This window comes from Apibacter adventoris (assembly GCF_002964965.1).
Classification (GTDB): domain Bacteria; phylum Bacteroidota; class Bacteroidia; order Flavobacteriales; family Weeksellaceae; genus Apibacter; species Apibacter adventoris.
This window is the reverse complement of sequence record NZ_PSZN01000018.1, coordinates 122,281-142,666: the sequence shown is the minus strand read 5'-3', so window position 1 is coordinate 142,666 and position 20,386 is coordinate 122,281. Positions and strand designations below refer to the sequence as shown.

General features: G+C 29.7%; 32 protein-coding genes. 29 read left to right on the top strand and 3 right to left on the bottom strand.

Annotation, left to right across the window (positions count from 1 at the left end; translation table 11 throughout):
- Nucleotide 1 precedes the first annotated feature (1 nt).
- The 24 genes from rpsS (at nucleotide 2) to rplQ (ending at nucleotide 11,107) form a co-directional block, all read left to right on the top strand.
- The gene (gene rpsS, locus C4S76_RS07575; protein ID WP_105193866.1) at nucleotides 2-280 is read left to right on the top strand and encodes a 30S ribosomal protein S19; all 279 of its coding nucleotides are present in this window, start codon (nucleotides 2-4) and stop codon (nucleotides 278-280) included.
- 10 nt (nucleotides 281-290) lie between these two features.
- The gene (gene rplV, locus C4S76_RS07570; protein ID WP_105193865.1) at nucleotides 291-695 is read left to right on the top strand and encodes a 50S ribosomal protein L22; all 405 of its coding nucleotides are present in this window, start codon (nucleotides 291-293) and stop codon (nucleotides 693-695) included.
- 2 nt (nucleotides 696-697) lie between these two features.
- Entirely contained in the window at nucleotides 698-1,393 is a 696-nt protein-coding gene (gene rpsC / locus C4S76_RS07565; protein WP_055425367.1) for a 30S ribosomal protein S3, read from the top strand.
- Nucleotides 1,394-1,408: 15 nt separating this feature from the next.
- Entirely contained in the window at nucleotides 1,409-1,831 is a 423-nt protein-coding gene (gene rplP, locus C4S76_RS07560; protein ID WP_105193864.1) for a 50S ribosomal protein L16, read from the top strand.
- 11 nt (nucleotides 1,832-1,842) lie between these two features.
- Nucleotides 1,843-2,019 (top strand): 50S ribosomal protein L29, encoded by a 177-nt coding sequence (gene rpmC, locus C4S76_RS07555; protein WP_105193863.1) that lies wholly within the window; start codon nucleotides 1,843-1,845, stop codon nucleotides 2,017-2,019.
- A gap of 31 nt (nucleotides 2,020-2,050) precedes the next feature.
- The gene (gene rpsQ, locus C4S76_RS07550; protein ID WP_105193862.1) at nucleotides 2,051-2,305 is read left to right on the top strand and encodes a 30S ribosomal protein S17; all 255 of its coding nucleotides are present in this window, start codon (nucleotides 2,051-2,053) and stop codon (nucleotides 2,303-2,305) included.
- 7 nt (nucleotides 2,306-2,312) lie between these two features.
- Complete coding sequence (gene rplN / locus C4S76_RS07545; RefSeq protein WP_105193861.1) at nucleotides 2,313-2,681, top strand: 50S ribosomal protein L14; 369 nt, start codon at nucleotides 2,313-2,315, stop codon at nucleotides 2,679-2,681.
- A gap of 15 nt (nucleotides 2,682-2,696) precedes the next feature.
- Nucleotides 2,697-3,011, top strand: a complete 315-nt coding sequence (gene rplX / locus C4S76_RS07540; RefSeq protein WP_105193860.1) for a 50S ribosomal protein L24 — start codon at nucleotides 2,697-2,699, stop codon at nucleotides 3,009-3,011.
- 11 nt (nucleotides 3,012-3,022) lie between these two features.
- Nucleotides 3,023-3,574 (top strand): 50S ribosomal protein L5, encoded by a 552-nt coding sequence (rplE, locus tag C4S76_RS07535; protein WP_105193859.1) that lies wholly within the window; start codon nucleotides 3,023-3,025, stop codon nucleotides 3,572-3,574.
- Between the two features lie 8 nt (nucleotides 3,575-3,582).
- Nucleotides 3,583-3,852: a 30S ribosomal protein S14 gene (gene rpsN, locus C4S76_RS07530; protein ID WP_105193858.1), complete on the top strand. Its 270-nt coding sequence runs from the start codon at nucleotides 3,583-3,585 to the stop codon at nucleotides 3,850-3,852.
- A gap of 67 nt (nucleotides 3,853-3,919) precedes the next feature.
- The gene (rpsH, locus tag C4S76_RS07525) at nucleotides 3,920-4,318 is read left to right on the top strand and encodes a 30S ribosomal protein S8 (RefSeq protein WP_105193857.1); all 399 of its coding nucleotides are present in this window, start codon (nucleotides 3,920-3,922) and stop codon (nucleotides 4,316-4,318) included.
- A 12-nt stretch (nucleotides 4,319-4,330) separates the two neighbouring features.
- Nucleotides 4,331-4,876, top strand: coding sequence for a 50S ribosomal protein L6 (rplF, locus tag C4S76_RS07520; protein WP_105193856.1), 546 nt, complete (start codon nucleotides 4,331-4,333; stop codon nucleotides 4,874-4,876).
- A gap of 12 nt (nucleotides 4,877-4,888) precedes the next feature.
- The gene (rplR, locus tag C4S76_RS07515; protein ID WP_105193855.1) at nucleotides 4,889-5,245 is read left to right on the top strand and encodes a 50S ribosomal protein L18; all 357 of its coding nucleotides are present in this window, start codon (nucleotides 4,889-4,891) and stop codon (nucleotides 5,243-5,245) included.
- A 12-nt stretch (nucleotides 5,246-5,257) separates the two neighbouring features.
- Nucleotides 5,258-5,779, top strand: a complete 522-nt coding sequence (rpsE, locus tag C4S76_RS07510) for a 30S ribosomal protein S5 (RefSeq protein ID WP_105193854.1) — start codon at nucleotides 5,258-5,260, stop codon at nucleotides 5,777-5,779.
- Nucleotides 5,780-5,782: 3 nt separating this feature from the next.
- On the top strand, nucleotides 5,783-5,959 hold the full coding sequence (gene rpmD / locus C4S76_RS07505) for a 50S ribosomal protein L30 (RefSeq protein WP_105193853.1): 177 nt from the start codon (nucleotides 5,783-5,785) through the stop codon (nucleotides 5,957-5,959).
- Between the two features lie 5 nt (nucleotides 5,960-5,964).
- Entirely contained in the window at nucleotides 5,965-6,414 is a 450-nt protein-coding gene (gene rplO / locus C4S76_RS07500) for a 50S ribosomal protein L15 (protein WP_105193852.1), read from the top strand.
- Nucleotides 6,415-6,421: 7 nt separating this feature from the next.
- Nucleotides 6,422-7,801, top strand: coding sequence for a preprotein translocase subunit SecY (secY, locus tag C4S76_RS07495; protein WP_105193851.1), 1,380 nt, complete (start codon nucleotides 6,422-6,424; stop codon nucleotides 7,799-7,801).
- A 6-nt stretch (nucleotides 7,802-7,807) separates the two neighbouring features.
- Nucleotides 7,808-8,023, top strand: coding sequence for a translation initiation factor IF-1 (gene infA / locus C4S76_RS07490; protein ID WP_055425352.1), 216 nt, complete (start codon nucleotides 7,808-7,810; stop codon nucleotides 8,021-8,023).
- A gap of 11 nt (nucleotides 8,024-8,034) precedes the next feature.
- Nucleotides 8,035-8,151, top strand: coding sequence for a type B 50S ribosomal protein L36 (gene ykgO / locus C4S76_RS07485; RefSeq protein ID WP_105193850.1), 117 nt, complete (start codon nucleotides 8,035-8,037; stop codon nucleotides 8,149-8,151).
- 4 nt (nucleotides 8,152-8,155) lie between these two features.
- The gene (rpsM, locus tag C4S76_RS07480; RefSeq protein ID WP_105193849.1) at nucleotides 8,156-8,533 is read left to right on the top strand and encodes a 30S ribosomal protein S13; all 378 of its coding nucleotides are present in this window, start codon (nucleotides 8,156-8,158) and stop codon (nucleotides 8,531-8,533) included.
- A gap of 13 nt (nucleotides 8,534-8,546) precedes the next feature.
- Nucleotides 8,547-8,939, top strand: a complete 393-nt coding sequence (rpsK, locus tag C4S76_RS07475; protein WP_105193848.1) for a 30S ribosomal protein S11 — start codon at nucleotides 8,547-8,549, stop codon at nucleotides 8,937-8,939.
- Nucleotides 8,940-8,957: 18 nt separating this feature from the next.
- Nucleotides 8,958-9,569, top strand: coding sequence for a 30S ribosomal protein S4 (rpsD, locus tag C4S76_RS07470; protein ID WP_105193847.1), 612 nt, complete (start codon nucleotides 8,958-8,960; stop codon nucleotides 9,567-9,569).
- 23 nt (nucleotides 9,570-9,592) lie between these two features.
- Nucleotides 9,593-10,585: a DNA-directed RNA polymerase subunit alpha gene (locus C4S76_RS07465; protein ID WP_105193846.1), complete on the top strand. Its 993-nt coding sequence runs from the start codon at nucleotides 9,593-9,595 to the stop codon at nucleotides 10,583-10,585.
- 9 nt (nucleotides 10,586-10,594) lie between these two features.
- On the top strand, nucleotides 10,595-11,107 hold the full coding sequence (gene rplQ / locus C4S76_RS07460) for a 50S ribosomal protein L17 (protein ID WP_105193845.1): 513 nt from the start codon (nucleotides 10,595-10,597) through the stop codon (nucleotides 11,105-11,107).
- A gap of 60 nt (nucleotides 11,108-11,167) precedes the next feature.
- Here the strand turns inward: rplQ and C4S76_RS07455 are convergent, their stop codons facing one another.
- From C4S76_RS07455 to folK, 3 genes are all read right to left on the bottom strand, one after another.
- Entirely contained in the window at nucleotides 11,168-12,025 is an 858-nt protein-coding gene (locus C4S76_RS07455; protein ID WP_105193844.1) for an aldo/keto reductase, read from the bottom strand.
- An 80-nt stretch (nucleotides 12,026-12,105) separates the two neighbouring features.
- Nucleotides 12,106-13,524, bottom strand: a complete 1,419-nt coding sequence (locus C4S76_RS07450) for an OmpA family protein (RefSeq protein ID WP_105193843.1) — start codon at nucleotides 13,522-13,524, stop codon at nucleotides 12,106-12,108.
- An 85-nt stretch (nucleotides 13,525-13,609) separates the two neighbouring features.
- On the bottom strand, nucleotides 13,610-14,020 hold the full coding sequence (gene folK, locus C4S76_RS07445; protein WP_105193842.1) for a 2-amino-4-hydroxy-6-hydroxymethyldihydropteridine diphosphokinase: 411 nt from the start codon (nucleotides 14,018-14,020) through the stop codon (nucleotides 13,610-13,612).
- Nucleotides 14,021-14,053: 33 nt separating this feature from the next.
- Here folK and sppA point away from each other — a divergent pair, with 33 nt between their 5' ends.
- From sppA to mrdA, 5 genes are all read left to right on the top strand, one after another.
- Nucleotides 14,054-15,817 (top strand): signal peptide peptidase SppA, encoded by a 1,764-nt coding sequence (gene sppA / locus C4S76_RS07440; protein WP_105193841.1) that lies wholly within the window; start codon nucleotides 14,054-14,056, stop codon nucleotides 15,815-15,817.
- Between the two features lie 146 nt (nucleotides 15,818-15,963).
- Entirely contained in the window at nucleotides 15,964-16,992 is a 1,029-nt protein-coding gene (locus C4S76_RS07435; protein WP_105193840.1) for a rod shape-determining protein, read from the top strand.
- Nucleotides 16,993-17,015: 23 nt separating this feature from the next.
- Entirely contained in the window at nucleotides 17,016-17,852 is an 837-nt protein-coding gene (mreC, locus tag C4S76_RS07430; protein ID WP_105193839.1) for a rod shape-determining protein MreC, read from the top strand.
- The gene (locus C4S76_RS07425; protein ID WP_105193838.1) at nucleotides 17,842-18,357 is read left to right on the top strand and encodes a rod shape-determining protein MreD; all 516 of its coding nucleotides are present in this window, start codon (nucleotides 17,842-17,844) and stop codon (nucleotides 18,355-18,357) included. The genes mreC and C4S76_RS07425 overlap by 11 nt, the downstream gene beginning before the upstream one ends.
- Complete coding sequence (gene mrdA / locus C4S76_RS07420) at nucleotides 18,354-20,384, top strand: penicillin-binding protein 2 (protein WP_105193837.1); 2,031 nt, start codon at nucleotides 18,354-18,356, stop codon at nucleotides 20,382-20,384. The genes C4S76_RS07425 and mrdA overlap by 4 nt, the downstream gene beginning before the upstream one ends.
- Nucleotides 20,385-20,386: the final 2 nt, after the last annotated feature.

Below are 20,386 nucleotides of genomic sequence, written 5' to 3'. Positions count from 1 at the left end.
TATGGCACGTTCGTTAAAAAAAGGACCTTACATTCACTATAAATTAAATAAAAAAGTCCAAGCAAATGTAGAATCAGGGAAAAAGGTAGTAATAAAAACTTGGTCAAGAGCCTCAATGATTTCTCCGGATTTTGTTGGGCAAACTTTTGCAGTTCATAATGGAAAACAATTTATTCCAGTATATGTAACTGAAAATATGGTTGGACATAAATTAGGAGAATTTGCTCCTACACGTGTATTTAGAGGTCATGCAGGAAATAAAAATAAAGGCAACAGATAAACAGTAAGCAATGGGTAACAGAAAACAAAATAGTGCAATAGCACGTAAAGAAGCTAAAAAAGACTTAGCTATTGCTCGTCTGAATAATTGTCCTACCTCTCCAAGAAAAATGAGATTAGTGGCTGATATCATTAGAGGAGTTGACGTTGATAAAGCATTATATATTTTAAAATATTCCAAAAAAGAAGCATCTATCAGATTAGAAAAACTTTTATTAAGTGCAATTTCAAATTGGCAGGTAAAAAATGAAGGGAAAGATGTTGAAGAAGCAAAACTATTTGTAAAAGAAATCTTCGTAGATGGTGGCGCTATGTTAAAAAGATTACGTCCTGCCCCTCAAGGTAGAGGCTATAGAATTAGAAAAAGATCTAATCACGTAACAATTATTTTAGGGAATAAAAACGAAGTAAATTAATTATGGGACAAAAGACAAATCCAATAGGTAATAGATTAGGTATCATCCGTGGTTGGGATTCTAATTGGTATGGTGGAAAAAACTTTGGAGATAAAATAGCAGAAGATTACAAAATAAGAAGATATTTAGAAGCTCGTTTATCAAAAGCAGGTGTTTCCAGAATTTACATCGAAAGAACTCTAAAATTAGTTACCATTACAATTACCACTGCGCGTCCGGGAATTATTATCGGTAAAGGAGGACAAGAAGTAGATAAACTAAAAGAAGAGTTAAAAAAGATTACGAAAAAAGAAATTCAAATTAACATATTTGAAATTAAACGCCCAGAACTGGATGCTAAATTAGTAGCAGAAAGTGTAGCTCGTCAAATAGAAAGTCGTATTTCCTATAGAAGGGCAGTAAAAATGGCGATAGCTTCTACAATGAGAATGAATGCAGAAGGTATTAAAATTATGATTTCTGGACGTTTAAACGGAGCTGAAATGGCAAGATCTGAATCTTTTAAAGAAGGAAGAATTCCATTATCTACTTTCCGTGCAGATATTGATTATTACATTGCCGAAGCCCATACCACTTATGGCCGTTTAGGTGTAAAAGTATGGATTATGAAAGGTGAAGTATATGGTAAGAGAGAATTATCTCCATTAGTAGGTCTTCAAAAAAAGACTCAAAAAAGAAAAGTTAAAGAAAGAAGATAAATATCTTAGGTAATTATGTTACAACCAAAAAGAACAAAGTTCCGTAAAATGCAGAAAGGCCGAATGAAAGGTCTTTCTTACAGAGGAAACCAACTAGCATACGGAACCTTCGGAATAAAAGCGTTAGATTCAGTATTCATTACTGCAAGACAAATAGAAGCAGCTCGTATAGCTGCGACTCGTTATATGAAAAGAGAAGGTCAGTTATGGATAAAAATATTTCCAGATAAGCCTATTACAAAAAAACCAGCCGAAGTACGTATGGGTAAAGGTAAAGGTGCTGTTGAATATTGGGTGGCGAGAGTAACTCCAGGAAGAATTCTATTTGAAGTAGGAGGAGTTCCTTATGATGTCGCTAAAGAAGCATTACGTTTAGCTGCTCAAAAGCTTCCTGTTAAAACTAAGTTTGTTGTTGCAAATGATTTTGTACAATCCTAAAATTAAGATCAATGAAAGCAATAGATATTAAAAATTTAAATCAGGAAGAAGTAAAAGCAAAATTAGCTGAAAAAAAAATAGAGTACGCAAAGCTAAAAATGTCACATAAAATATCTCCAATTGAAAATCCAATTCAATTACGAGAATTAAGGAAAACAATAGCAAGGTTGGCGACAGCCCTTAAATAATAAAATATCCGAAAAGAAGTTAATTTCAAATATGGAAAGAAATTTAAGAAAAGAAAGGATCGGAGTAGTATCTAGTAACAAAATGAATAAAACAATTGTTGTTAGTGAAGTTTCAAGAATAAAACATCCCATGTATGGAAAGTTTATTATGAAAACTAAAAAATATACAGCTCACGATGAAAAGAATGAATGCAACGAAGGAGATACCGTTCGCATTATGGAAACTCGTCCATTGAGCAAAAATAAAAGATGGAGATTAATAGAAATATTAGAAAGAGCAAAATAATACAGTTATGTTACAAACAGAATCAAGATTAAAAGTGGCAGATAATACAGGAGCAAAAGAAGCTTTGGTTATTAAAGTATTAGGTGGCTCAAGAAGAAGATATGCATCAGTAGGTGATAAAATTGTTGTAACGATTAAAGATGCAACTCCATCTGGAAATGCAAAAAAAGGACAGGTATCAAAAGCTGTTGTTGTAAGAACTAAAAAAGCGGTAAGAAGAAAAGATGGTTCTTATATTAGTTTTGAAGATAATGCTTGTGTTTTATTGAACGCTGCAGGAGAAATGAGAGGAACCCGTGTTTTTGGGCCGGTTGCTAGAGAATTAAGAGATAAAGAGTATATGAAAATAATTTCATTAGCTCCTGAGGTATTATAAGCAAAGATTAAGAAAATGGCAAAAATAAAAATTAAAAAAGGAGATAAAGTTCAGGTTCTTGCAGGAGCTTATAAAGGAAAGCAAGGACAGGTATTAGTCGTATATCCTGATAAAAATAGAGCTATAGTAGAAGGTGTTAATATAGTTAAAAAACATAAAAAACCTTCTGCAGAAAGTCCTCAAGGTAGTATTATTGAAAAAGAAGCTACCATTCACATATCTAATTTAGGTCTATTAGATCCTAAAACAGGAAAACCTACACGTATTAGTTATAAAATAGAAGGAGATACGAAAGTAAGAGTTGCAACTAAATCAGGACAGGCAATTTAAAAAAGGAAATTATGCAATATATAGCAAGACCCAAAAAATTATATAAAGATAAAATTATCTCTGCACTTAGAGAAGAGTTTGGATATAAATCTGTGATGCAGGTACCTAAATTACAAAAAATTGTAATTAGCCAAGGTTTAGGTTCTGCTACTGCCGATAAAAAAATCGTTGATTATGCAGTTGATGAAATATCATTAATAGCTGGTCAAAAAGCAGTAGCCTGCTTATCAAAAAAAGATGAAGCTGGATTCAAACTAAGAAAAGGAATGCCTATCGGTGCAATGGTTACTTTAAGAGGAGATAAAATGTATGAATTTTTAGATCGATTAGTTTCTTCTGCACTACCTCGTGTACGTGATTTTAATGGAATTAAAGCAGACGGATTCGATGGTAGAGGAAATTATAATTTAGGAATCACAGAACAAATTATATTTCCTGAAATAGATATTGATAAAGTAAAAAAAATTCAAGGAATGGATATTACTTTTGTAACTAGTGCAAAAACTGATAAAGAAGCAAAAGCACTTTTAACTCATTTTGGTTTACCATTTAAAAAGAACTAAACAAAAATATGGCAAAAGAATCAATGAAAGCGCGTGAGCGCAAAAGAGAAGCATTAGCTGCTAAATATGCCGCCAAAAGAAAAGCTTTAAAAGAAGCTGGAGATTATGAAGCTCTTCAGAAATTACCTAAAAATTCTTCTCCCGTAAGGTTGCATAATAGATGTAAACTAACCGGAAGACCAAGAGGATATATGAGAGTTTTTGGAATTTCTAGAGTTACCTTTAGAGAAATGGCAAATGAAGGGTTAATACCAGGAGTTAAAAAGGCTAGTTGGTAATAATAGAAATAAAATATGAATTTTAAAAGTAGAATCTTATATTCTATACTCTAAAATTAAAAAAAATATGGTAACAGATCCAATCGCAGATTATTTAACAAGAATAAGAAATGCAATGATGGCAGGACATAAAGTGGTAGAAATTCCTGCGTCTAAAATAAAAAAAGAAATTACTAAAATTCTTTTTGATCAAGGATATATCCTTAATTATAAGTTTGAAGAAGGAACAGTACAAGGTATTATCAAGATAGCTTTGAAATACGACAAATTTACTAATCTTCCTGCTATCAAAAATATACAGAGAGCTTCAAAACCAGGATTGAGAAAATATTCAGGTTCAAAAGATCTTCCAAGAGTATTAAATGGTTTAGGTATTGCTATTATTTCAACTTCTAAAGGTGTAATGACTGATAAAAAAGCACGTCAGGAAAATGTAGGAGGAGAAGTTATATGTTATGTTTATTAAAAAATTGAAGAAATGTCAAGAATAGGAAAATCTATTATAAATATACCTACAGGAACAACAGTTGAATATAATAACAATCTTGTGACTGTAAAAGGAAAAAATGGCGAGCTTAAACAACAACTTACTGGAGGAATTGCTTTAAATATAGAAAACTCACAAATTACTATAGAAAGACCTTCAGATAACAAAGAACATAAAGCTTTACATGGATTATACAGAGCTTTAGTGAATAATATGATTATAGGTGTTTCTGAAGGATTTACAAAAAAATTAGAATTAGTTGGTGTAGGTTACAGAGCTTCAAACCAAGGACAAAAATTAGAATTAGCCTTAGGTTTTTCCCATTTAGTAGTTTTAGAAGTACCTAAAGAAGTAAAAGTAGAAACTTTAACAGAAAAAGGAAAAAATCCAATAATTACCTTATCTTCGCATGATAAATATTTGTTGGGTATGGTATGTGCTAAAATTAGATCACTTCGTAAACCAGAACCATACAAAGGAAAAGGTGTAAGATTTGTAGGTGAACAAATTAGAAGAAAAGCTGGTAAATCCGCATAAAAAAATTAAGTTATGGCATTAACTAAAGAAGAAAAAAGAATAAGAGTAAAAAGAAGAGTACGTAAAAATATTTTTGGATCTGCTTCTAAACCTCGTTTATCTGTATATAGAAGTAATAAAGATATTTACGCTCAACTTATAGATGATACTACTGGTAAAACATTAGCTTTCGCATCTTCGCGTGAGAAAGAAGTGGCCAGTCTTAATGGTACTAAATCTGAAATCTCTACAATTGTAGGTAAAAAAATTGCAGAAAGAGCAAAAGCAACAGGAATAGAAACTGTAGTATTCGACAGAAATGGTTTTGTTTATCATGGTAGAGTTAAAGCTCTAGCAGATGGTGCTAGAGAAGCAGGTTTAAAATTTTAATACATCAGAATTATGTTAGGAATAAAAAATATTGAAAGAGTAAAACCTGGAGGTTTAGAATTAGTAGATCGATTAATCGGAGTACAAAGGGTAACTAAAGTAACTAAAGGAGGACGTGCTTTTGGATTTTCTGCTATTGTTGTAGTAGGTGATGAAAAAGGTGTGGTTGGCTTTGGTTTAGGTAAATCTAAAGAAGTTGCCAGTGCTATCTCAAAAGCTATTGAAGATGCAAAAAAGAATTTGGTAAGAGTTCCTGTATTAAACGGTTCGCTTCCACATGAACAATCAGCAAGTTATGGAGGTGCTAATGTTTTTATCCGTCCGGCATCTCACGGAACAGGATTAATTGCAGGTGGAGCTGTACGTGCAGTACTTGAATCTGCAGGGATTAAAGACGTTCTTTCCAAATCAAAAGGATCTTCTAATCCGCATAATGTTGTTAAAGCAACTGTTAAGGCTCTTTTAAATTTAAGAAGTGCAGAAACAATTGCTATACAAAGAGGAGTTTCACTATCTAAAGTATTCAAAGGATAAAAAATGGCTAAGATTAAAATAACCTTAAAAAGAAGTTCAATAAAACGACCTAAAAATCAAAAATTAACGTTAGAATCTTTAGGTTTAACAAAGTTAAATAAAACTGTTGAACATGAAGCAACCCCTCAAATTTTAGGTATGGTTGCAGTAGTAAAACATTTAGTAACTGTAGAAGAATAATAAAAATGAATTTACATACTTTAAAGCCAGCAAAAGGATCTACACACAATAGTAAAAGGTTAGGTAGAGGACAAGGAAGCGGAAAAGGAGGAACATCTACTAAAGGACATAAAGGAGATAAATCACGTTCAGGACATAAAGACAAAATAGGTTTTGAAGGTGGACAAATGCCTTTACAAAGAAGAATTCCTAAATTTGGATTTAAAAATATTAATAGAAAAGAATATATAGGTATAAATTTAGATACTCTTCAGAATTTAATAGATACTAAAAAAATTACTGGTGATATAACTAAAGAAATATTAGTTCAGAATGGTTTAGCATCTAAAAATGATTTAATAAAAATATTAGGAAGAGGTGAACTTAAATCATCTATTAATATTACAGTAGATAAATTTACAGCTTCTGCAAAAGAAGCTATAGAAAAAGGAGGAGGACAGGCTAACACCTTATAAAAGTAACATGAAAGCATTTATACAGACATTAAAAAATATCTGGAGCATTAAAGAATTAAGAGAAAAACTTATCTTTACTTTTGCTTTAATATTAGTATATAGGTTTGGAACACATGTTCCTTTACCTTCAATTAATATGGTAGAAGTAGATAATATTCTTGATATTTATAAAAATAATGGAGGTAACCAGCAAGCTACAGGATTGTTAGGGTTATTATCTTCATTTACAGGAGGAGCTTTCAGTAAAGCTTCTATATTTGCTTTGGGTATTATGCCTTATATATCTGCATCTATTGTTGTTCAGTTAATGGGGTTAGCAATTCCATATATTCAAAAATTACAAAAAGAGGGTGAAAGTGGTCGTAAAACTGTAAATCAAATAACCAGATGGTTGACTATCATTATATGTTTGATTCAGGCACCCGCCTATTTAACTTCTATAACACAAGTTTTTTTACCTTATGAACAGTTTAGAAGTGCCTATTTAGTAGACCCTCATAGTGTAATGCTATTTTGGGTACCAAGTATTATTATATTAATATCAGGTACTATATTTGCGATGTGGATGGGTGAAAAAATTACAGATAAAGGAATAGGAAATGGAATATCTATCTTAATTATGGTAGGTATTTTAGCTGGCTTTCCGACAGCGTTTGTAAAAGAAGTTGGAATTCAAATGGGAGATACAGGTAAGGGATTAATTATGATTTTAGTTGAAGTGCTAGTATGGTTATTCGTAATTATTCTATGTATTATGTTAACTGTAGCTGTGAGAAAAGTTCCAGTTCAATATGTAAGTAGAACCAAGTCAGGATCTTTACGATCCATAACCAATGCTGCTAGACAATATATTCCCTTAAAAGTAAATGCAGCTGGTGTTATGCCAATTATATTTGCTCAAGCATTAATGTTTATTCCAGGATTAATTGTTAAATCTGATACTACCAACAATACCTTCTGGGCAGGCTTTAGTCAGGTTTTTAGTTGGCAATATAATACTCTGTTTGCTATATTAATAATTGTTTTCACCTTTTTTTACACAGCAATTACCATCCCTGTAAATCAAATGGCAGATGATTTAAAAAGGAATGGAGGATTAATACCTAGGGTAAAACCTGGTCAAGAAACTGCTGATTATTTAGATGATGTTTTATCTAAAATTACACTACCAGGAGCTATTTATTTAGCTTTAATAGCAATTCTACCAGCAATTGTTAAAATTATCGGTCTTACGGCAACAGATAGTTTTGCTTTATTTTTCGGAGGAACTTCGTTATTAATTATGGTAGGAGTTTTATTAGATACAGTACAACAAATCAATACATATCTGTTAAATCATCATTATGATGGTTTAATGCAGTCAAGATTAAGTAGAAATCCTCATTAATTATATATGGCAAAACAAAAGCATATAGAGCAAGACGGAACAATTATTGAAGCATTATCTAATGCAATGTTCCGAGTAGAATTAGAGAACGGACACATTTTAACTGCACATATCTCAGGAAAAATGAGAATGCATTATATTAAATTATTACCTGGAGATAAAGTAAGACTAGAAATGTCACCTTATGATTTATCTAAAGGGAGAATCACTTTCAGATATTAAAAAAAAAAGAAATGAAAATAAGAGCATCACTTAAAAAAAGAAGTTCAGATTGCAAAATTGTAAGACGTAAAGGACGTCTGTATATCATAAACAAAAAGAATCCTAAATTTAAACAAAGACAAGGTTAATACTATGGCTAGAATTTCCGGTGTAGATTTACCAAAAAATAAAAGAGGAGTTATTGGACTTACCTATATTTACGGTATTGGAAAAAGTACTGCAGCAAAAGTTTTAAAAGATGCAGGAATTAGTGAAGACAAAAAAGTTTCAGAATGGAATGATGATGATATTAATAATATTAGAAAGTTTATTTCTGAAAACGTAAAAGTAGAAGGAGAATTACGTTCTGAAATTCAATTAAATATTAAACGTTTAATGGATATAGGATGTCAGAGAGGAATTAGACATCGTTTAGGATTACCTTTAAGAGGGCAAAGAACTAAAAATAATTCACGTACAAGAAAAGGTAAGAGAAAAACAGTAGCTAATAAGAAAAAAGCCACTAAATAATAAATAGTAACCAATGGCAAAGACAGCATCAAAAACAACTAAGAAAAGAAAAGTTAAAATTGAAGCAGTAGGAGAAGCACATATTCAAGCTTCCTTTAATAATATAATTATTTCTTTAACCAATAAAAACGGAGAGGTAATTTCTTGGGCTTCTGCAGGTAAGATGGGCTTTAAAGGGTCTAAAAAAAATACTCCATATGCTGCTCAAATGGCTGCTGAGAATTGTTCTCAGACAGCGTATGAATTAGGGTTAAGAAGAGTGAAAGTTTTTGTGAAAGGTCCGGGTGCAGGAAGAGAATCTGCTATACGTACCATACACAATTCAGGTATTGAAGTAAGTGAAATTATAGATGTTACTCCAATTCCTCACAATGGATGTAGACCCCCTAAAAGAAGAAGAGTTTAATAATTATTAAATTAAAAAATGGCAAGATATATTGGTCCAAAAACGAAAATAGCTCGAAAATTCGGACAGGCTATTTATGGAGAAGATAAGTATTTTGAAAGAAGAAAATTTCCTCCAGGACAACATGGTCCGAATAAAAGAAGAGGTGCTAAAAAATCTGAATATGCAATTCAGTTAGCAGAAAAACAAAAAGCTAAATATACTTATGGTATTTTAGAAAGACAGTTTGCTAATTTATTTGATAAAGCACAAAGAAATAAGGGAATCACTGGTGAAGTATTATTACAACTTTGTGAATCTCGGTTAGATAATGTAACCTATAGAATGGGGTTATCTAATTCTAGAGCAGGTGCTCGTCAATTAGTTTCTCATAAACACATTACCGTAAACGGAGAAATAGTTAATATTCCTTCTTACTTATTGAAGCCGGGAGATGTTGTTGGGGTAAGAGAAAAATCTAAATCATTACAAGTAATTAAAGATGCTTTAGTTAATAATTCTCATAAATCCTATGAATGGTTAGTGTGGAATGATGAAAAACTTACAGGTGAATTTAAAGTTTTACCTGAGAGAATTCAAATTCCTGAAGATATCAAAGAACAATTGATAGTCGAATTATATTCTAAATAATTTAAAAATTAGCTAAAATTTATATGGCAATTTTAAACTTTATAAAACCTGATAAGGTTATTTTAATTGAATCTGATGATTTTAGAGGACAATTCGAATTCAGGCCTTTAGAGCCTGGATTTGGATTGACTGTAGGTAATTCTTTAAGACGAGTTTTGCTATCATCATTAGAAGGTTATGCTATAACATCTATTAAGATAGAAGGAGTAGATCATGAATTTTCTACTATTCCTGGTGTTATTGAAGATGTTACTGAAATCATTTTAAATCTAAAAAAAGTTAGGTTTAAAAATCAAATTAATAAGGGAGGAAATGAAGCTGTAACTGTTCAAGTTTCAGGAAAAACAGAATTAACAGCAGGTGAATTAGGTAAATTTATATCATCTTATCAAGTGCTAAATCCTGATTTGGTAATTTGCCATATGGATAAATCTGTTAATCTAAATATAACTTTTACTATAGATAAGGGTAGAGGATATGTTCCTGCAGAACAAAATAAATCAAATCATGCGCCGGTAGGCACTATTGCTATTGATTCTATATATACACCAATTAGAAATGTAAGTTATAGTGTAGAAGATTATCGTGTAGAACAAAGAACAGATTATGAAAAATTGGTTTTAGATATTCAGACTGATGGTTCTATAACACCTCAAGAAGCTTTGACTGAAGCAGCTAAGATATTAATTCATCATTTTATGTTATTTTCTGATGAGAGAATTACTCTTGAAGCTGATGTAGTAGCTTCTACAGATACTTATGACGAAGAAGCGCTTCATATGAGGCAATTACTGAAAACCAAATTAGTAGATATGGATTTATCTGTTAGAGCTTTAAATTGTTTAAAAGCAGCTGAAGTAGAAACTTTAGGAGAGTTAGTTTCTTTTACAAAATCAGATTTAATGAAGTTTAGAAACTTTGGTAAAAAATCTCTAACAGAATTAGAAGATTTAGTATATTCAAAAAATCTTACTTTTGGGTTAGATGTTTCAAAATATAAATTAGACGCAGAATAATAAGAAATCATGAGACACGGTAAAAAGTTTAATCATTTAGGGAGAACAGCTTCACATAGAAAAGCAATGCTTTCAAATATGGCTTCATCTCTTATATTACATAAAAGAATAAATACAACTGTAGCTAAGGCTAAAGCCTTAAGAACATATATTGAGCCTCTCTTAACTAAATCTAAAGAAGATACAACTCATAACCGAAGGATCGTTTTTAGTTATTTACAAAATAAGGAAGCGGTAACTGAACTTTTTAGAACAGTTGCGCCTAAAATTTCTTCAAGAAATGGAGGATATGCTAGAATAATTAAAACTGGATTTCGTTTAGGAGATGCAGCAGATACTGCATTAATTGAATTAGTAGATTTTAATGAATTGTATACATCAAAAGATACTGTAAAGAAAACTACTAGGAGAAGTCGACGCACTACAACAAAAAAAGTTGATCAGGTAGTTGATAAAGCACCTTCAGAAAATGAAGAAACTAAAAATGATGATTCATCATCAGAAGGAAAAGAAGTTCAATAAAGAATAATATTTAATTAAACTAAAAAAACAACTCAAATTTATTTGAGTTGTTTTTTTAGTTTAAAACGTTTTTTCTGTAGATAATTCTAATAATTTATACCAGTCCTCAAGGCTAAGTTTAATATTAAATGCCTTACTTTGTAACTTTATTCTTTCAATATTTGTACTTCCTAAAATTGGAGTAATTTTATAAGGAGGTTTTAATGTCCAGGCTAATAATATTTGATTAATTGAGGCATCATATTTTTTTGCCATTACTGCGAGTGCCTCGTTTAATTTTTGATTTGAATTTGTTTTGTTGGAAAAATAATTGCCTAAAGGTGAGTAGATTTGAGTTTTTTTATTAAGGTAACCCAATTGTAATAGGGTTTCATTAAATAAGGCTAAAGGCTTTATTAAAGAAAATTCTATTTGATTAGTTATTAATGGTATTTTTTTATTGAGAGCATCGAAAGCAAATGTTGAAAAATTACATACTCCAAAATATTTCACTTTTCCACTTAATTTCAGTTCTGTAAAAGTAGTGCCTAATTCTTCAAGGTTTATTAAATAATCTTGTCCTTGTATAAAAAGTACGTCAATATAATTTGTTTTCAAATTTTGAAGTGTATTATCTACAGTTGTAATAATATGTTTTTTTGAAGTATTATAAGTTTTGATTTTATTATTAAACCCCGATTGATAATAAAGGATTCCACATTTTGTTGATATTTTAATGTTATCTCTATTTATACCTGTTTTTTGTAATGCATTTCCAAATAAGTTCTCAACACTATAATCACCACTAATGTTAACCAAATCAAATTTTAAAAGATTTTCATTATAGCATTCTTTAATTAGATCTGCCGATTGATCAATTGAGAAATTTTTACCATTAGTTCCCCAATTCATAGTACTAATAACTAAGTCTGGTTTCATAATTTATTTTTTATAAAGTTATAAAAATAAAAATACCTCTCATTTATGAGAGGTATTTTTATTTTTTTTTTATATTATTTTTAGTCTAGTAACTTAAATATAACTCTTCTATTTTCTCTATTTTTCCATTCTGGACACTTATTGGCCGGTTTACATTCCGGATATTTTGGATCAGAGAATCCCAAACCTTTTCCAGTTAATTGATAAGGGGTAACCCCTTTAGATACAAGATATTTTATAACAGAAGTTACACGTCTTTTAGATAAGCTGAAATTGTATGCATCATTTCCTCTAGCATCTGTGTGACCTTCCACTAAAAATCGGGTGTCTTTACCATAATTTTTGATTATATCAGCCACATTATCTAATATAGGTTGAGATTCTAGTAAAATTTTATCTGAATCTAAATTAAATTGGATTCCCCCCATAGTAGCTATAATATTATTAACAACATCGGGAACTTCTTTAGCTTCTGGACATCCGTTTAGTTCAGGGTTTTCTGTATTCGCTTTTCCTGGGAAGGTAGGACATTTATCATATAGATCTATAATTCCATCCATATCAACATCTAAGGCTCTACCAGAACCATCAACTCGTGCTCCTTTAGGAGTGTCTAATTCACGATCCCAGTCATCACAAACACCATCATCATCTTTATCTCCAAATACACAAACTTCTAACTGATTATTCGCATTATCATTAATTTTTGTAAATATTTCTCTTAATGGATCAACCCAACCTAGATATTCATTATGTTTACCAATTTTATATGTAACCCCTAAAGAAGTAGTTATAAAATTATCTGAGCTTCCTCCGGAATGAAATTCAGTATAATGGCCAGTTTTTCCAGAACCATCAAATTGTTCATCTCCAGTTACCACATACATAGCTTTGAAAATAGCATCCCATTTGTTATTTATTTTATATACCAAACCTCCTCCAACTTGTGCGAATAAAGATCCAACACCCATATCTTCATCAGCAGTTTTAGTATATTTTGTTTCTCCTAAAGTCATATCTTTTCTGTATGCTTTATATTGGATGGTTCCTACACCTGCATAAACATGAGCTGCCCATCTATATGGAGACCTATTATCAATACGTCTAAAAAGTGAAGAAACATTTAAATCTCCCAATAGTGTAATTCCAAAGTATTTTGTTTTTGCATCAATTTGGTCATTACCATATCCCTGCCTAGATTCACCAAACTGTCCTAATAAACTTAATCCAAATACATGAGAAATTTGTTTATTAATGGAAGCTTGAAAATCATAACCAACTCTCCAAGATCCAGACATACCATTATCAATAGATGTAAAGTCAGCTGCTTGAAGCCATGGAATACCTCCAAATATGGAAACAGACCAATCATTAAATTGCTTTTGATCGTTAGTAAATTTTACATAATCCTCAGAGAAATCACTACTATTTACTTCTTGAGATTGTGCTTTAAGAGCGTAAAAAACTATTAATACAAATAGAATATATTTTTTATTCATAGCTATTATTTAATTAGTAATATAAATATTTTTATAACTTTATCCAGAGAGTAAAAGTATTATTTTTTTTTGAAATAAAAAAAAATTAAATTAACTCATATATTATTTTTTTGGAAAAAGTTCTTTTTTTTGTATGAGCTTTATGGGGAATTACTAGCTTTTTAGATTCATAAATTATGTTATTAAAATAAATTATATCAATATCAATAATTCTGTCTTCATATGTTCCAGAATAAGAAGAATCCCTTATTCTTCCTAAATCTTGTTCAATCTTTTTTAATTGTTTTAATAATTGCATGGGAGATAAATAAGTTTCAATAATAATTCCAAGGTTTAAATAGGTATTAGAAGAATTATATCCTTCAGGCAAAGTTTTTATTATGTTAGATTTTTTTTTAATAGATCCAATTGATTCATTAATAAGTGATAGAGCGGTAGATATGTTTTTCATTTTATCTCCTAAATTACTTCCGAGTAACAAAATAGCTTTATTCATATACTAATAATAAAATTTAATTATTACAAAGAAATGAAAAAATTTACAATTCAGGTAATGGCAACCATTGTAGGGATATTATCGTTAATAGGTATATCTGTTATAGGGTTAATTTTATTAGGAATAATAATTCCTTCTTTATTCTCTGGAGTGGAAGATAATTCTGTTTTAGAAATAACTTTAAATAAACCTGTTTTGGAAAGCCCAAGTGAAAAATCAATATCTATATTTTCACTAGAGGACAAAACTAATTTATATCTTAATGATATATTAAACTTAATTAAGCATGCTAAAACTGATGAAAAAATAAAAGGGATTAGTTTAAAATTAACTAACCCGGATGTTGGATATTCTGAAATATCTGATATAAGGCAAGCATTACTAGATTTTAAAGAAAGCAAAAAATTTGTTTATGCTTATAGCAATGATTGTTCACAAAAAGCTTATTACTTAGCCTCAGTATCGGATAGTTTGTTTTTAAATCCTAATGCCATAGTAGAGCTAACCGGTTTATCAACAGAAATTATGTTTTTTAAAAATTTAGGAGAAAAATATGGGATTGATTTTGATGTAGTGCGTCATGGGAAATATAAGTCTGCTGTAGAACCCTATTTGAGGAATAATCTTTCTGAAGAAAATCGGTTACAATTAACAGAACTTTTAGGTAATTTATGGACTAAAATTTCAACAGATATTGCAGTTTCTCGAAAAGTATCTACACAAGATATTAATATATCTACGGACAGTTTATTTGGATTTATTTCAAATTTATCTTTAAAGCATAAATTGGTAGATAAATTAGTTAATGAGTCCGAATATGATCAAATTATTAAAAATAAATTAGGAATTTCTAAAGATAAAAAGATAAATAGAATTACTTTATCAAAATATAAAGAAAATGTAAATCTGGATTTAAATACAAAAAATAAAATAGCAATACTATATGCTGTTGGAGAAATATATACAGGAAAAGGAGATGATGCAGTCTATTCTAAGACTTTTATTAAACAAATTAAAGAAATAAAAGAAGATGAAAATATTAAAGCAGTTGTTTTAAGAATAAATTCACCGGGAGGCAGTGCGAATGCCTCAGCTGAAATATTATATGAATTAGAACAGCTTAAAAAGGTAAAGCCATTAATTGTTTCATTTGGTGACGTGGCTGCATCCGGTGGATATTATATAGCCATGGCAGCTGATAAAATTTACGCTCAAGAAAATACTATAACAGGTTCTATAGGTGTGTTGGGAATGATACCTAATGTAAAGAAATTAATAAACAATATAGGAATCACTACAGATTATGTTACTACAAATACCAACTCTTTATATTATTCTCCCACTCAGGGAATGACTGCAGGAATGAAAGATGTTATGACTCAAGGAATAGAAATTACATATAAAAAATTTGTGGGGGTTGTTATGAATAATCGTAAAATGACCTTTGAACAAGTAGATAATTTAGGACAAGGGAGAGTATGGAGTGGTAAACAGGCTTTAGATAGAAGATTAGTTGATGAAATAGGAACTTTTAATGATGCGATAGTTTTTGCAGCTGAAAAAGCAAAACTGGAGAAATATAATACAATTTCATATCCCATAGAAAAAAATTTTTTAGAGTCTTTTTTTAATAAAATGGAATCTAATGATGATGATGATATTCAAAGCAGTTATGTTGAAAAAGTATTGAAAAAAGATTTAGGAAAAGATAATTATCAATTATATCAAAAAATAAAAAATATGAATAAAAATACGGGAATTTTGTATTTAATGCCTTTTGAATTATCCATAAAATAATATGCAATCTTTTAACCTAAAATTATATTAACTAATATATATTTTTCAATAAGATGTTATATCTTTGCATAAATTCACCTTTTAAAAGGTGAATTATTTTTAATTAAAAAAATAAGATAAATAATATTACAAATTAACATTTAATAATGGGGTTATTTGATTTTCTTACACAGGAAATAGCTATTGATTTGGGTACTGCAAATACCTTGATAATTCATAATAATAAAGTGGTAGTAGATAGTCCATCAATAGTGGCTATTGATAGAAGAACCGGAAAACCTATTGCTGTTGGAGAAACTGCAAAACAAATGCAAGGAAAAACACATGATGATATAAAAACAATACGTCCTTTAAAAGATGGAGTAATTGCTGATTTTGCTGCTTCTGAACATATGATCAGAGAATTTATAAAACAAATTCCGGGCATTAAAGGAAAAGTATTTAATCCTTCATTAAGAATGGTAATTTGTATTCCTTCAGGAATTACAGAAGTAGAAAAAAGAGCTGTAAAAGATTCTGCAGCTCATGTAAATGCAAAAGATGTAAAATTAATATATGAGCCTATGGCAGCTGCTATAGGAGTAGGAATAGATGTTACACAACCTAAAGGGAATATGATTATAGATATAGGAGGAGGTACTACAGAAATAGCTGTAATTGCTTTAGGTGGAATAGTATGTGATAATTCAATAAAAATTGCCGGTGATGTATTTACAAATGATATTGTATATTATTTGAGGACACATCATAATTTATATATAGGAGAGAAGACTGCTGAACACATTAAAATGGAAGTAGGTTCTGGATTAGAAGAATTAGATAATCCGCCTGAAGATTTACCGGTTCAAGGAAGAGATTTAATTACAGGAAAGCCTAAAGAAATAATGGTAAATTATAAAGAAATGGCCAGGGCATTAGATAAATCCATATTGAGAATTGAAGATGCCATTATGGAAACTCTTTCTAGAACACCACCGGAATTATCAGCAGACATATATAATACTGGAATTTATTTAGCAGGAGGAGGAGCATTACTCAGAGGTTTGGATCAAAGAATAAGTAGAAAAACAGGGTTACCTGTCTTTATAGCTGATGATCCGCTTAGAGCAGTAGTACGAGGTACTGGAATTGCATTAAAAAACATAGAAAAGTTTGAGAATTTTTTAATTAAATAATTCTTACTATAAATATTAAATGAATGTCTGTATTACTTAAATTTTTATACAGAAATAGTCGTTTTTTACTCTTTCTATTATTACAGGCAATAGCTATATTTTTTACTTTTAATAAAAATATATACCACAATTCTTTGCTTGAAAATAAAATAATTACCTTTATTGGTTTTGTAGATAAGAATATAACAGACATTACTACTTATTTTAATCTTAAAAAGGAAAATGAACGCCTCTTAGAAGAAAATAAACAATATAGAAATCTTTTTTTAGGCAAAGATCAAAAAATTAAACCGGAATTTATTCCTATGTTAGATTCCACTAAATATAAACAAAAATATTACTATACAACTGCTAATATAGTTTCAAATTCAATAACACGAGCCAATAATTTTTTAATTATAGATAAAGGTAGAGCACAAGGAGTTAATGTTGAAATGGGAGTGATATCTTCAGAAGGTGTAGTTGGGATGATTATAAATTCAACAAATAATTATTCTAAAGTAATGTCTATTCTTAATAAAAATACAAAAATAAATGCTCGATTAAAATCTAGTAAATATTATGGTACGTTAAGTTGGGAAGGAGAAGACTCCCGAATTATGAGATTATCTGATATACCAAAATATGTTGGTGTTAAAATTGGAGATACCATAGAAACAGATGGTAAATCAAGAACTTATCCGGAAGGAATATTAATTGGAAGAGTAAGTGGAAAGTCGATTGATGAAGAAACAGGCAATTGGAATATATCTGTTGAATTATTCCAAGATATGGGGAATATACAAAAAGTATATATAGTAAATAAATTAGACAGAACAGAAATAAAAAGTTTACAAGATTCTATTACCAATGCTCAATAAAACATTTTTTATAAATATAATTATAATTCCTGTTCTTATATTAGCTCAAGTATTTATTTTTAACAATATATTTTTTTTTCATAAGTATAGCCCAATTGTATATATTATATGGGTAATTTTTTATCCCTATAATAAATCAGAATCACATTGGTTTTTAATTTTTGCATTTTTATTAGGTTTTGGAGTGGACTGTCTAATGGATACAGGAGGAGTAAATGCATTTTCCACTATATTAATAGCTTATATAAGAAACCCGGTAATAAGATATATCTCAGATTTACAAAAAGAAATGAAACTATTTCATTTTTCAGATCTTAATTTAGTACAGTTTTTAACGTATTTTATATTTATAATTTTAGTTCATCATTTATCTTTATTCATTTTAGAAAGTCTTAAAATATCAATGTTTATAATGGCTGTTAAAGATGCATTAATCACCTCTTTATTTTCATTTTTATTTATATTAATTTTTTATGCATTTATTAAGAATAGACTAGAAAAATGAAGAAGTTTCAAATATTAATCTGGATTTTAATATCAATAACAATTATTTTTATAGCTAGAATTGCATACTTACAGTTATTTACAGAAAAATATAAATTAAATGCAGCTAACACATCCATTAAAGCAGAATATCAAATTCCTTTAAGAGGATATATAATGGATAGGAATGGTAAAATTTTAGTAGGAAACACGCCTTCTTATGAATTAACATTTACACAAGCCCAAATGGAAAAAGATTTTGATACATTAAGCTTTTGTAAACTTGTTAATATAAACCCAAACGAATTTAATAAAATAATACATAATATAAAAGCAAATCCTAATTATTCTAAACTTGTTCCTATGACCTTTATGAAAGGGTTAACAACAGAAGATTTAGCTCGAATTCAAGAAAAAATATTTAAATACAATGCATTTTCAATTGTAAGAACTCCTGAAAGAAATTATTTAGTTAATTCAGCCGGTAATATTTTAGGTTATATAAATGAAGTTAATGAAAAATATATAAAGTCCGATTCTACTTATTACCTACCTGGAAATTTAGCAGGAATGTCTGGGGTTGAAAAATCTTATGAAAAATATTTAAGAGGTATTAAAGGCATTAAATATATTCAGAAAGACAGGCAAATGAGAAGTATAGGTCCTTACAAAAATGGAGAGTACGACCAACAGATGAAAAGTGGTGAGGATATAACATTAACAATTGATTATGAATTACAGAATCTTGCTGAAAGATTATTAACCAATAAAAGAGGAGGTGTAGTAGCTATAGATCCAAATAATGGTGAAATTTTAGCTATGGCTTCATCCCCTGTGATTGATCCGTCTGTGTTTATAGGAAAAGATAAAAACAAGCATATTTATGCCTTGCAAATGGATTCTGTAAATAAACCTATGTATGATAGAGCAGCTCAAGCTATGTATCCGCCAGGGTCTACATTTAAATTGCTAAATGGTTTGGTGGCTATGCAGATGGGGGTAATTGATGAAAAAACAACCTTTGTTTGTAAACACGGGTTTCATTATGGAAACAGAAGGATTGGGTGTCACTGCGGATATTTTTATTCACCAATAACTATAGATAAAGCTATACAAAAATCTTGCAATAACTTTTTTGCTGAAACGTATGTTAGAATACTTAATAAATATCCCAATAATATAGAAAAAAGTATTGATGAATGGAGTGATATAATGAAAAGTTTTGGAGTAGGGAATTACATGAATAATGATTTAGCTGTAGGGAGCAAAGGAAATATTCCAAATTCAGAATATTATAATAGACGATATGGAGTAAATAAATGGAATATTTATACCATAATTTCAAATTCTATCGGACAAGGAGAAATCTTAGCAACTCCGTTACAAATAGCGAATTACACAGCAGCCATAGCGAATAGGGGATTTTTTTATACACCGCATATAGTAAAAGCAATAAATGGAAATCCTATAACAAATCCGAATTTTGTAAAACCTAAAAATACCAAAGTAGATAGAAAATATTTTGATATTGTTAATAAAGGAATGGAGATGGTAGTTTTAAGTGGTACAGCAAGAAGAATAGCAACCAAGGTATTTAGTCAAGAAGGAAAGACAGGAACAGCTCAAAATCCACATGGAAAAGACCATTCAATATTTGTTCTTATAGCACCTGCAGATAAACCAAAAATTGCTGTAGCTGTAGTGGTTGAAAATGGAGGTTTCGGGGCTACATATGCAGGACCTATAGCCTCTTTAATAGCAGAAAAATATCTTACAGGTTCTATACAAAGGACATCTATGGAGGAAAGTATTGAAAAAGCTAATTTTAGTGGAGAGTATGCAAGACAATGGAATGAATACTTAAAAAGAATAGGAAAATACATACCACCCAATTTGAGCACTGAAATAAAAGATAGTATAAAAAGAATACAATCAGATAATAAACTTTCAGCAAAAATTAAACAAAAATTAATACAAGAAATCATAAATAATCAAAATAAAGAATCTTTGATATCCAAAAAAGATACAGATAATTTTGAAGGAGATTAAAA

Bases quoted from the DNA above. Each gene is read 5' to 3' on its own strand.
- C4S76_RS07455 (WP_105193844.1), bottom strand. From the start codon at position 12,025: ATGAAACCAGACTTAGTTATTAGTACTATGAATTGGGGAACTAATGGT.
- C4S76_RS07465 (WP_105193846.1), top strand. From the start codon at position 9,593: ATGGCAATTTTAAACTTTATAAAACCTGATAAGGTTATTTTAATTGAA.
- sppA (WP_105193841.1), top strand. From the start codon at position 14,054: ATGAAAAAATTTACAATTCAGGTAATGGCAACCATTGTAGGGATATTA.
- secY (WP_105193851.1), top strand. From the start codon at position 6,422: ATGAAAGCATTTATACAGACATTAAAAAATATCTGGAGCATTAAAGAA.
- rplR (WP_105193855.1), top strand. From the start codon at position 4,889: ATGGCATTAACTAAAGAAGAAAAAAGAATAAGAGTAAAAAGAAGAGTA.
- infA (WP_055425352.1), top strand. From the start codon at position 7,808: ATGGCAAAACAAAAGCATATAGAGCAAGACGGAACAATTATTGAAGCA.
- rpsN (WP_105193858.1), top strand. From the start codon at position 3,583: ATGGCAAAAGAATCAATGAAAGCGCGTGAGCGCAAAAGAGAAGCATTA.
- rplO (WP_105193852.1), top strand. From the start codon at position 5,965: ATGAATTTACATACTTTAAAGCCAGCAAAAGGATCTACACACAATAGT.
- rplQ (WP_105193845.1), top strand. From the start codon at position 10,595: ATGAGACACGGTAAAAAGTTTAATCATTTAGGGAGAACAGCTTCACAT.
- rpmC (WP_105193863.1), top strand. From the start codon at position 1,843: ATGAAAGCAATAGATATTAAAAATTTAAATCAGGAAGAAGTAAAAGCA.
- rpmD (WP_105193853.1), top strand. From the start codon at position 5,783: ATGGCTAAGATTAAAATAACCTTAAAAAGAAGTTCAATAAAACGACCT.
- rpsE (WP_105193854.1), top strand. From the start codon at position 5,258: ATGTTAGGAATAAAAAATATTGAAAGAGTAAAACCTGGAGGTTTAGAA.
- C4S76_RS07450 (WP_105193843.1), bottom strand. From the start codon at position 13,524: ATGAATAAAAAATATATTCTATTTGTATTAATAGTTTTTTACGCTCTT.
- rpsK (WP_105193848.1), top strand. From the start codon at position 8,547: ATGGCAAAGACAGCATCAAAAACAACTAAGAAAAGAAAAGTTAAAATT.
- rplX (WP_105193860.1), top strand. From the start codon at position 2,697: ATGGCAAAAATAAAAATTAAAAAAGGAGATAAAGTTCAGGTTCTTGCA.
- rplP (WP_105193864.1), top strand. From the start codon at position 1,409: ATGTTACAACCAAAAAGAACAAAGTTCCGTAAAATGCAGAAAGGCCGA.
- rpsD (WP_105193847.1), top strand. From the start codon at position 8,958: ATGGCAAGATATATTGGTCCAAAAACGAAAATAGCTCGAAAATTCGGA.
- rpsM (WP_105193849.1), top strand. From the start codon at position 8,156: ATGGCTAGAATTTCCGGTGTAGATTTACCAAAAAATAAAAGAGGAGTT.
- mrdA (WP_105193837.1), top strand. From the start codon at position 18,354: ATGAAGAAGTTTCAAATATTAATCTGGATTTTAATATCAATAACAATT.
- rpsC (WP_055425367.1), top strand. From the start codon at position 698: ATGGGACAAAAGACAAATCCAATAGGTAATAGATTAGGTATCATCCGT.
- rpsH (WP_105193857.1), top strand. From the start codon at position 3,920: ATGGTAACAGATCCAATCGCAGATTATTTAACAAGAATAAGAAATGCA.
- rplF (WP_105193856.1), top strand. From the start codon at position 4,331: ATGTCAAGAATAGGAAAATCTATTATAAATATACCTACAGGAACAACA.
- rpsQ (WP_105193862.1), top strand. From the start codon at position 2,051: ATGGAAAGAAATTTAAGAAAAGAAAGGATCGGAGTAGTATCTAGTAAC.
- rplV (WP_105193865.1), top strand. From the start codon at position 291: ATGGGTAACAGAAAACAAAATAGTGCAATAGCACGTAAAGAAGCTAAA.
- C4S76_RS07425 (WP_105193838.1), top strand. From the start codon at position 17,842: ATGCTCAATAAAACATTTTTTATAAATATAATTATAATTCCTGTTCTT.
- mreC (WP_105193839.1), top strand. From the start codon at position 17,016: ATGTCTGTATTACTTAAATTTTTATACAGAAATAGTCGTTTTTTACTC.
- folK (WP_105193842.1), bottom strand. From the start codon at position 14,020: ATGAATAAAGCTATTTTGTTACTCGGAAGTAATTTAGGAGATAAAATG.
- rpsS (WP_105193866.1), top strand. From the start codon at position 2: ATGGCACGTTCGTTAAAAAAAGGACCTTACATTCACTATAAATTAAAT.
- rplN (WP_105193861.1), top strand. From the start codon at position 2,313: ATGTTACAAACAGAATCAAGATTAAAAGTGGCAGATAATACAGGAGCA.
- C4S76_RS07435 (WP_105193840.1), top strand. From the start codon at position 15,964: ATGGGGTTATTTGATTTTCTTACACAGGAAATAGCTATTGATTTGGGT.
- ykgO (WP_105193850.1), top strand. From the start codon at position 8,035: ATGAAAATAAGAGCATCACTTAAAAAAAGAAGTTCAGATTGCAAAATT.
- rplE (WP_105193859.1), top strand. From the start codon at position 3,023: ATGCAATATATAGCAAGACCCAAAAAATTATATAAAGATAAAATTATC.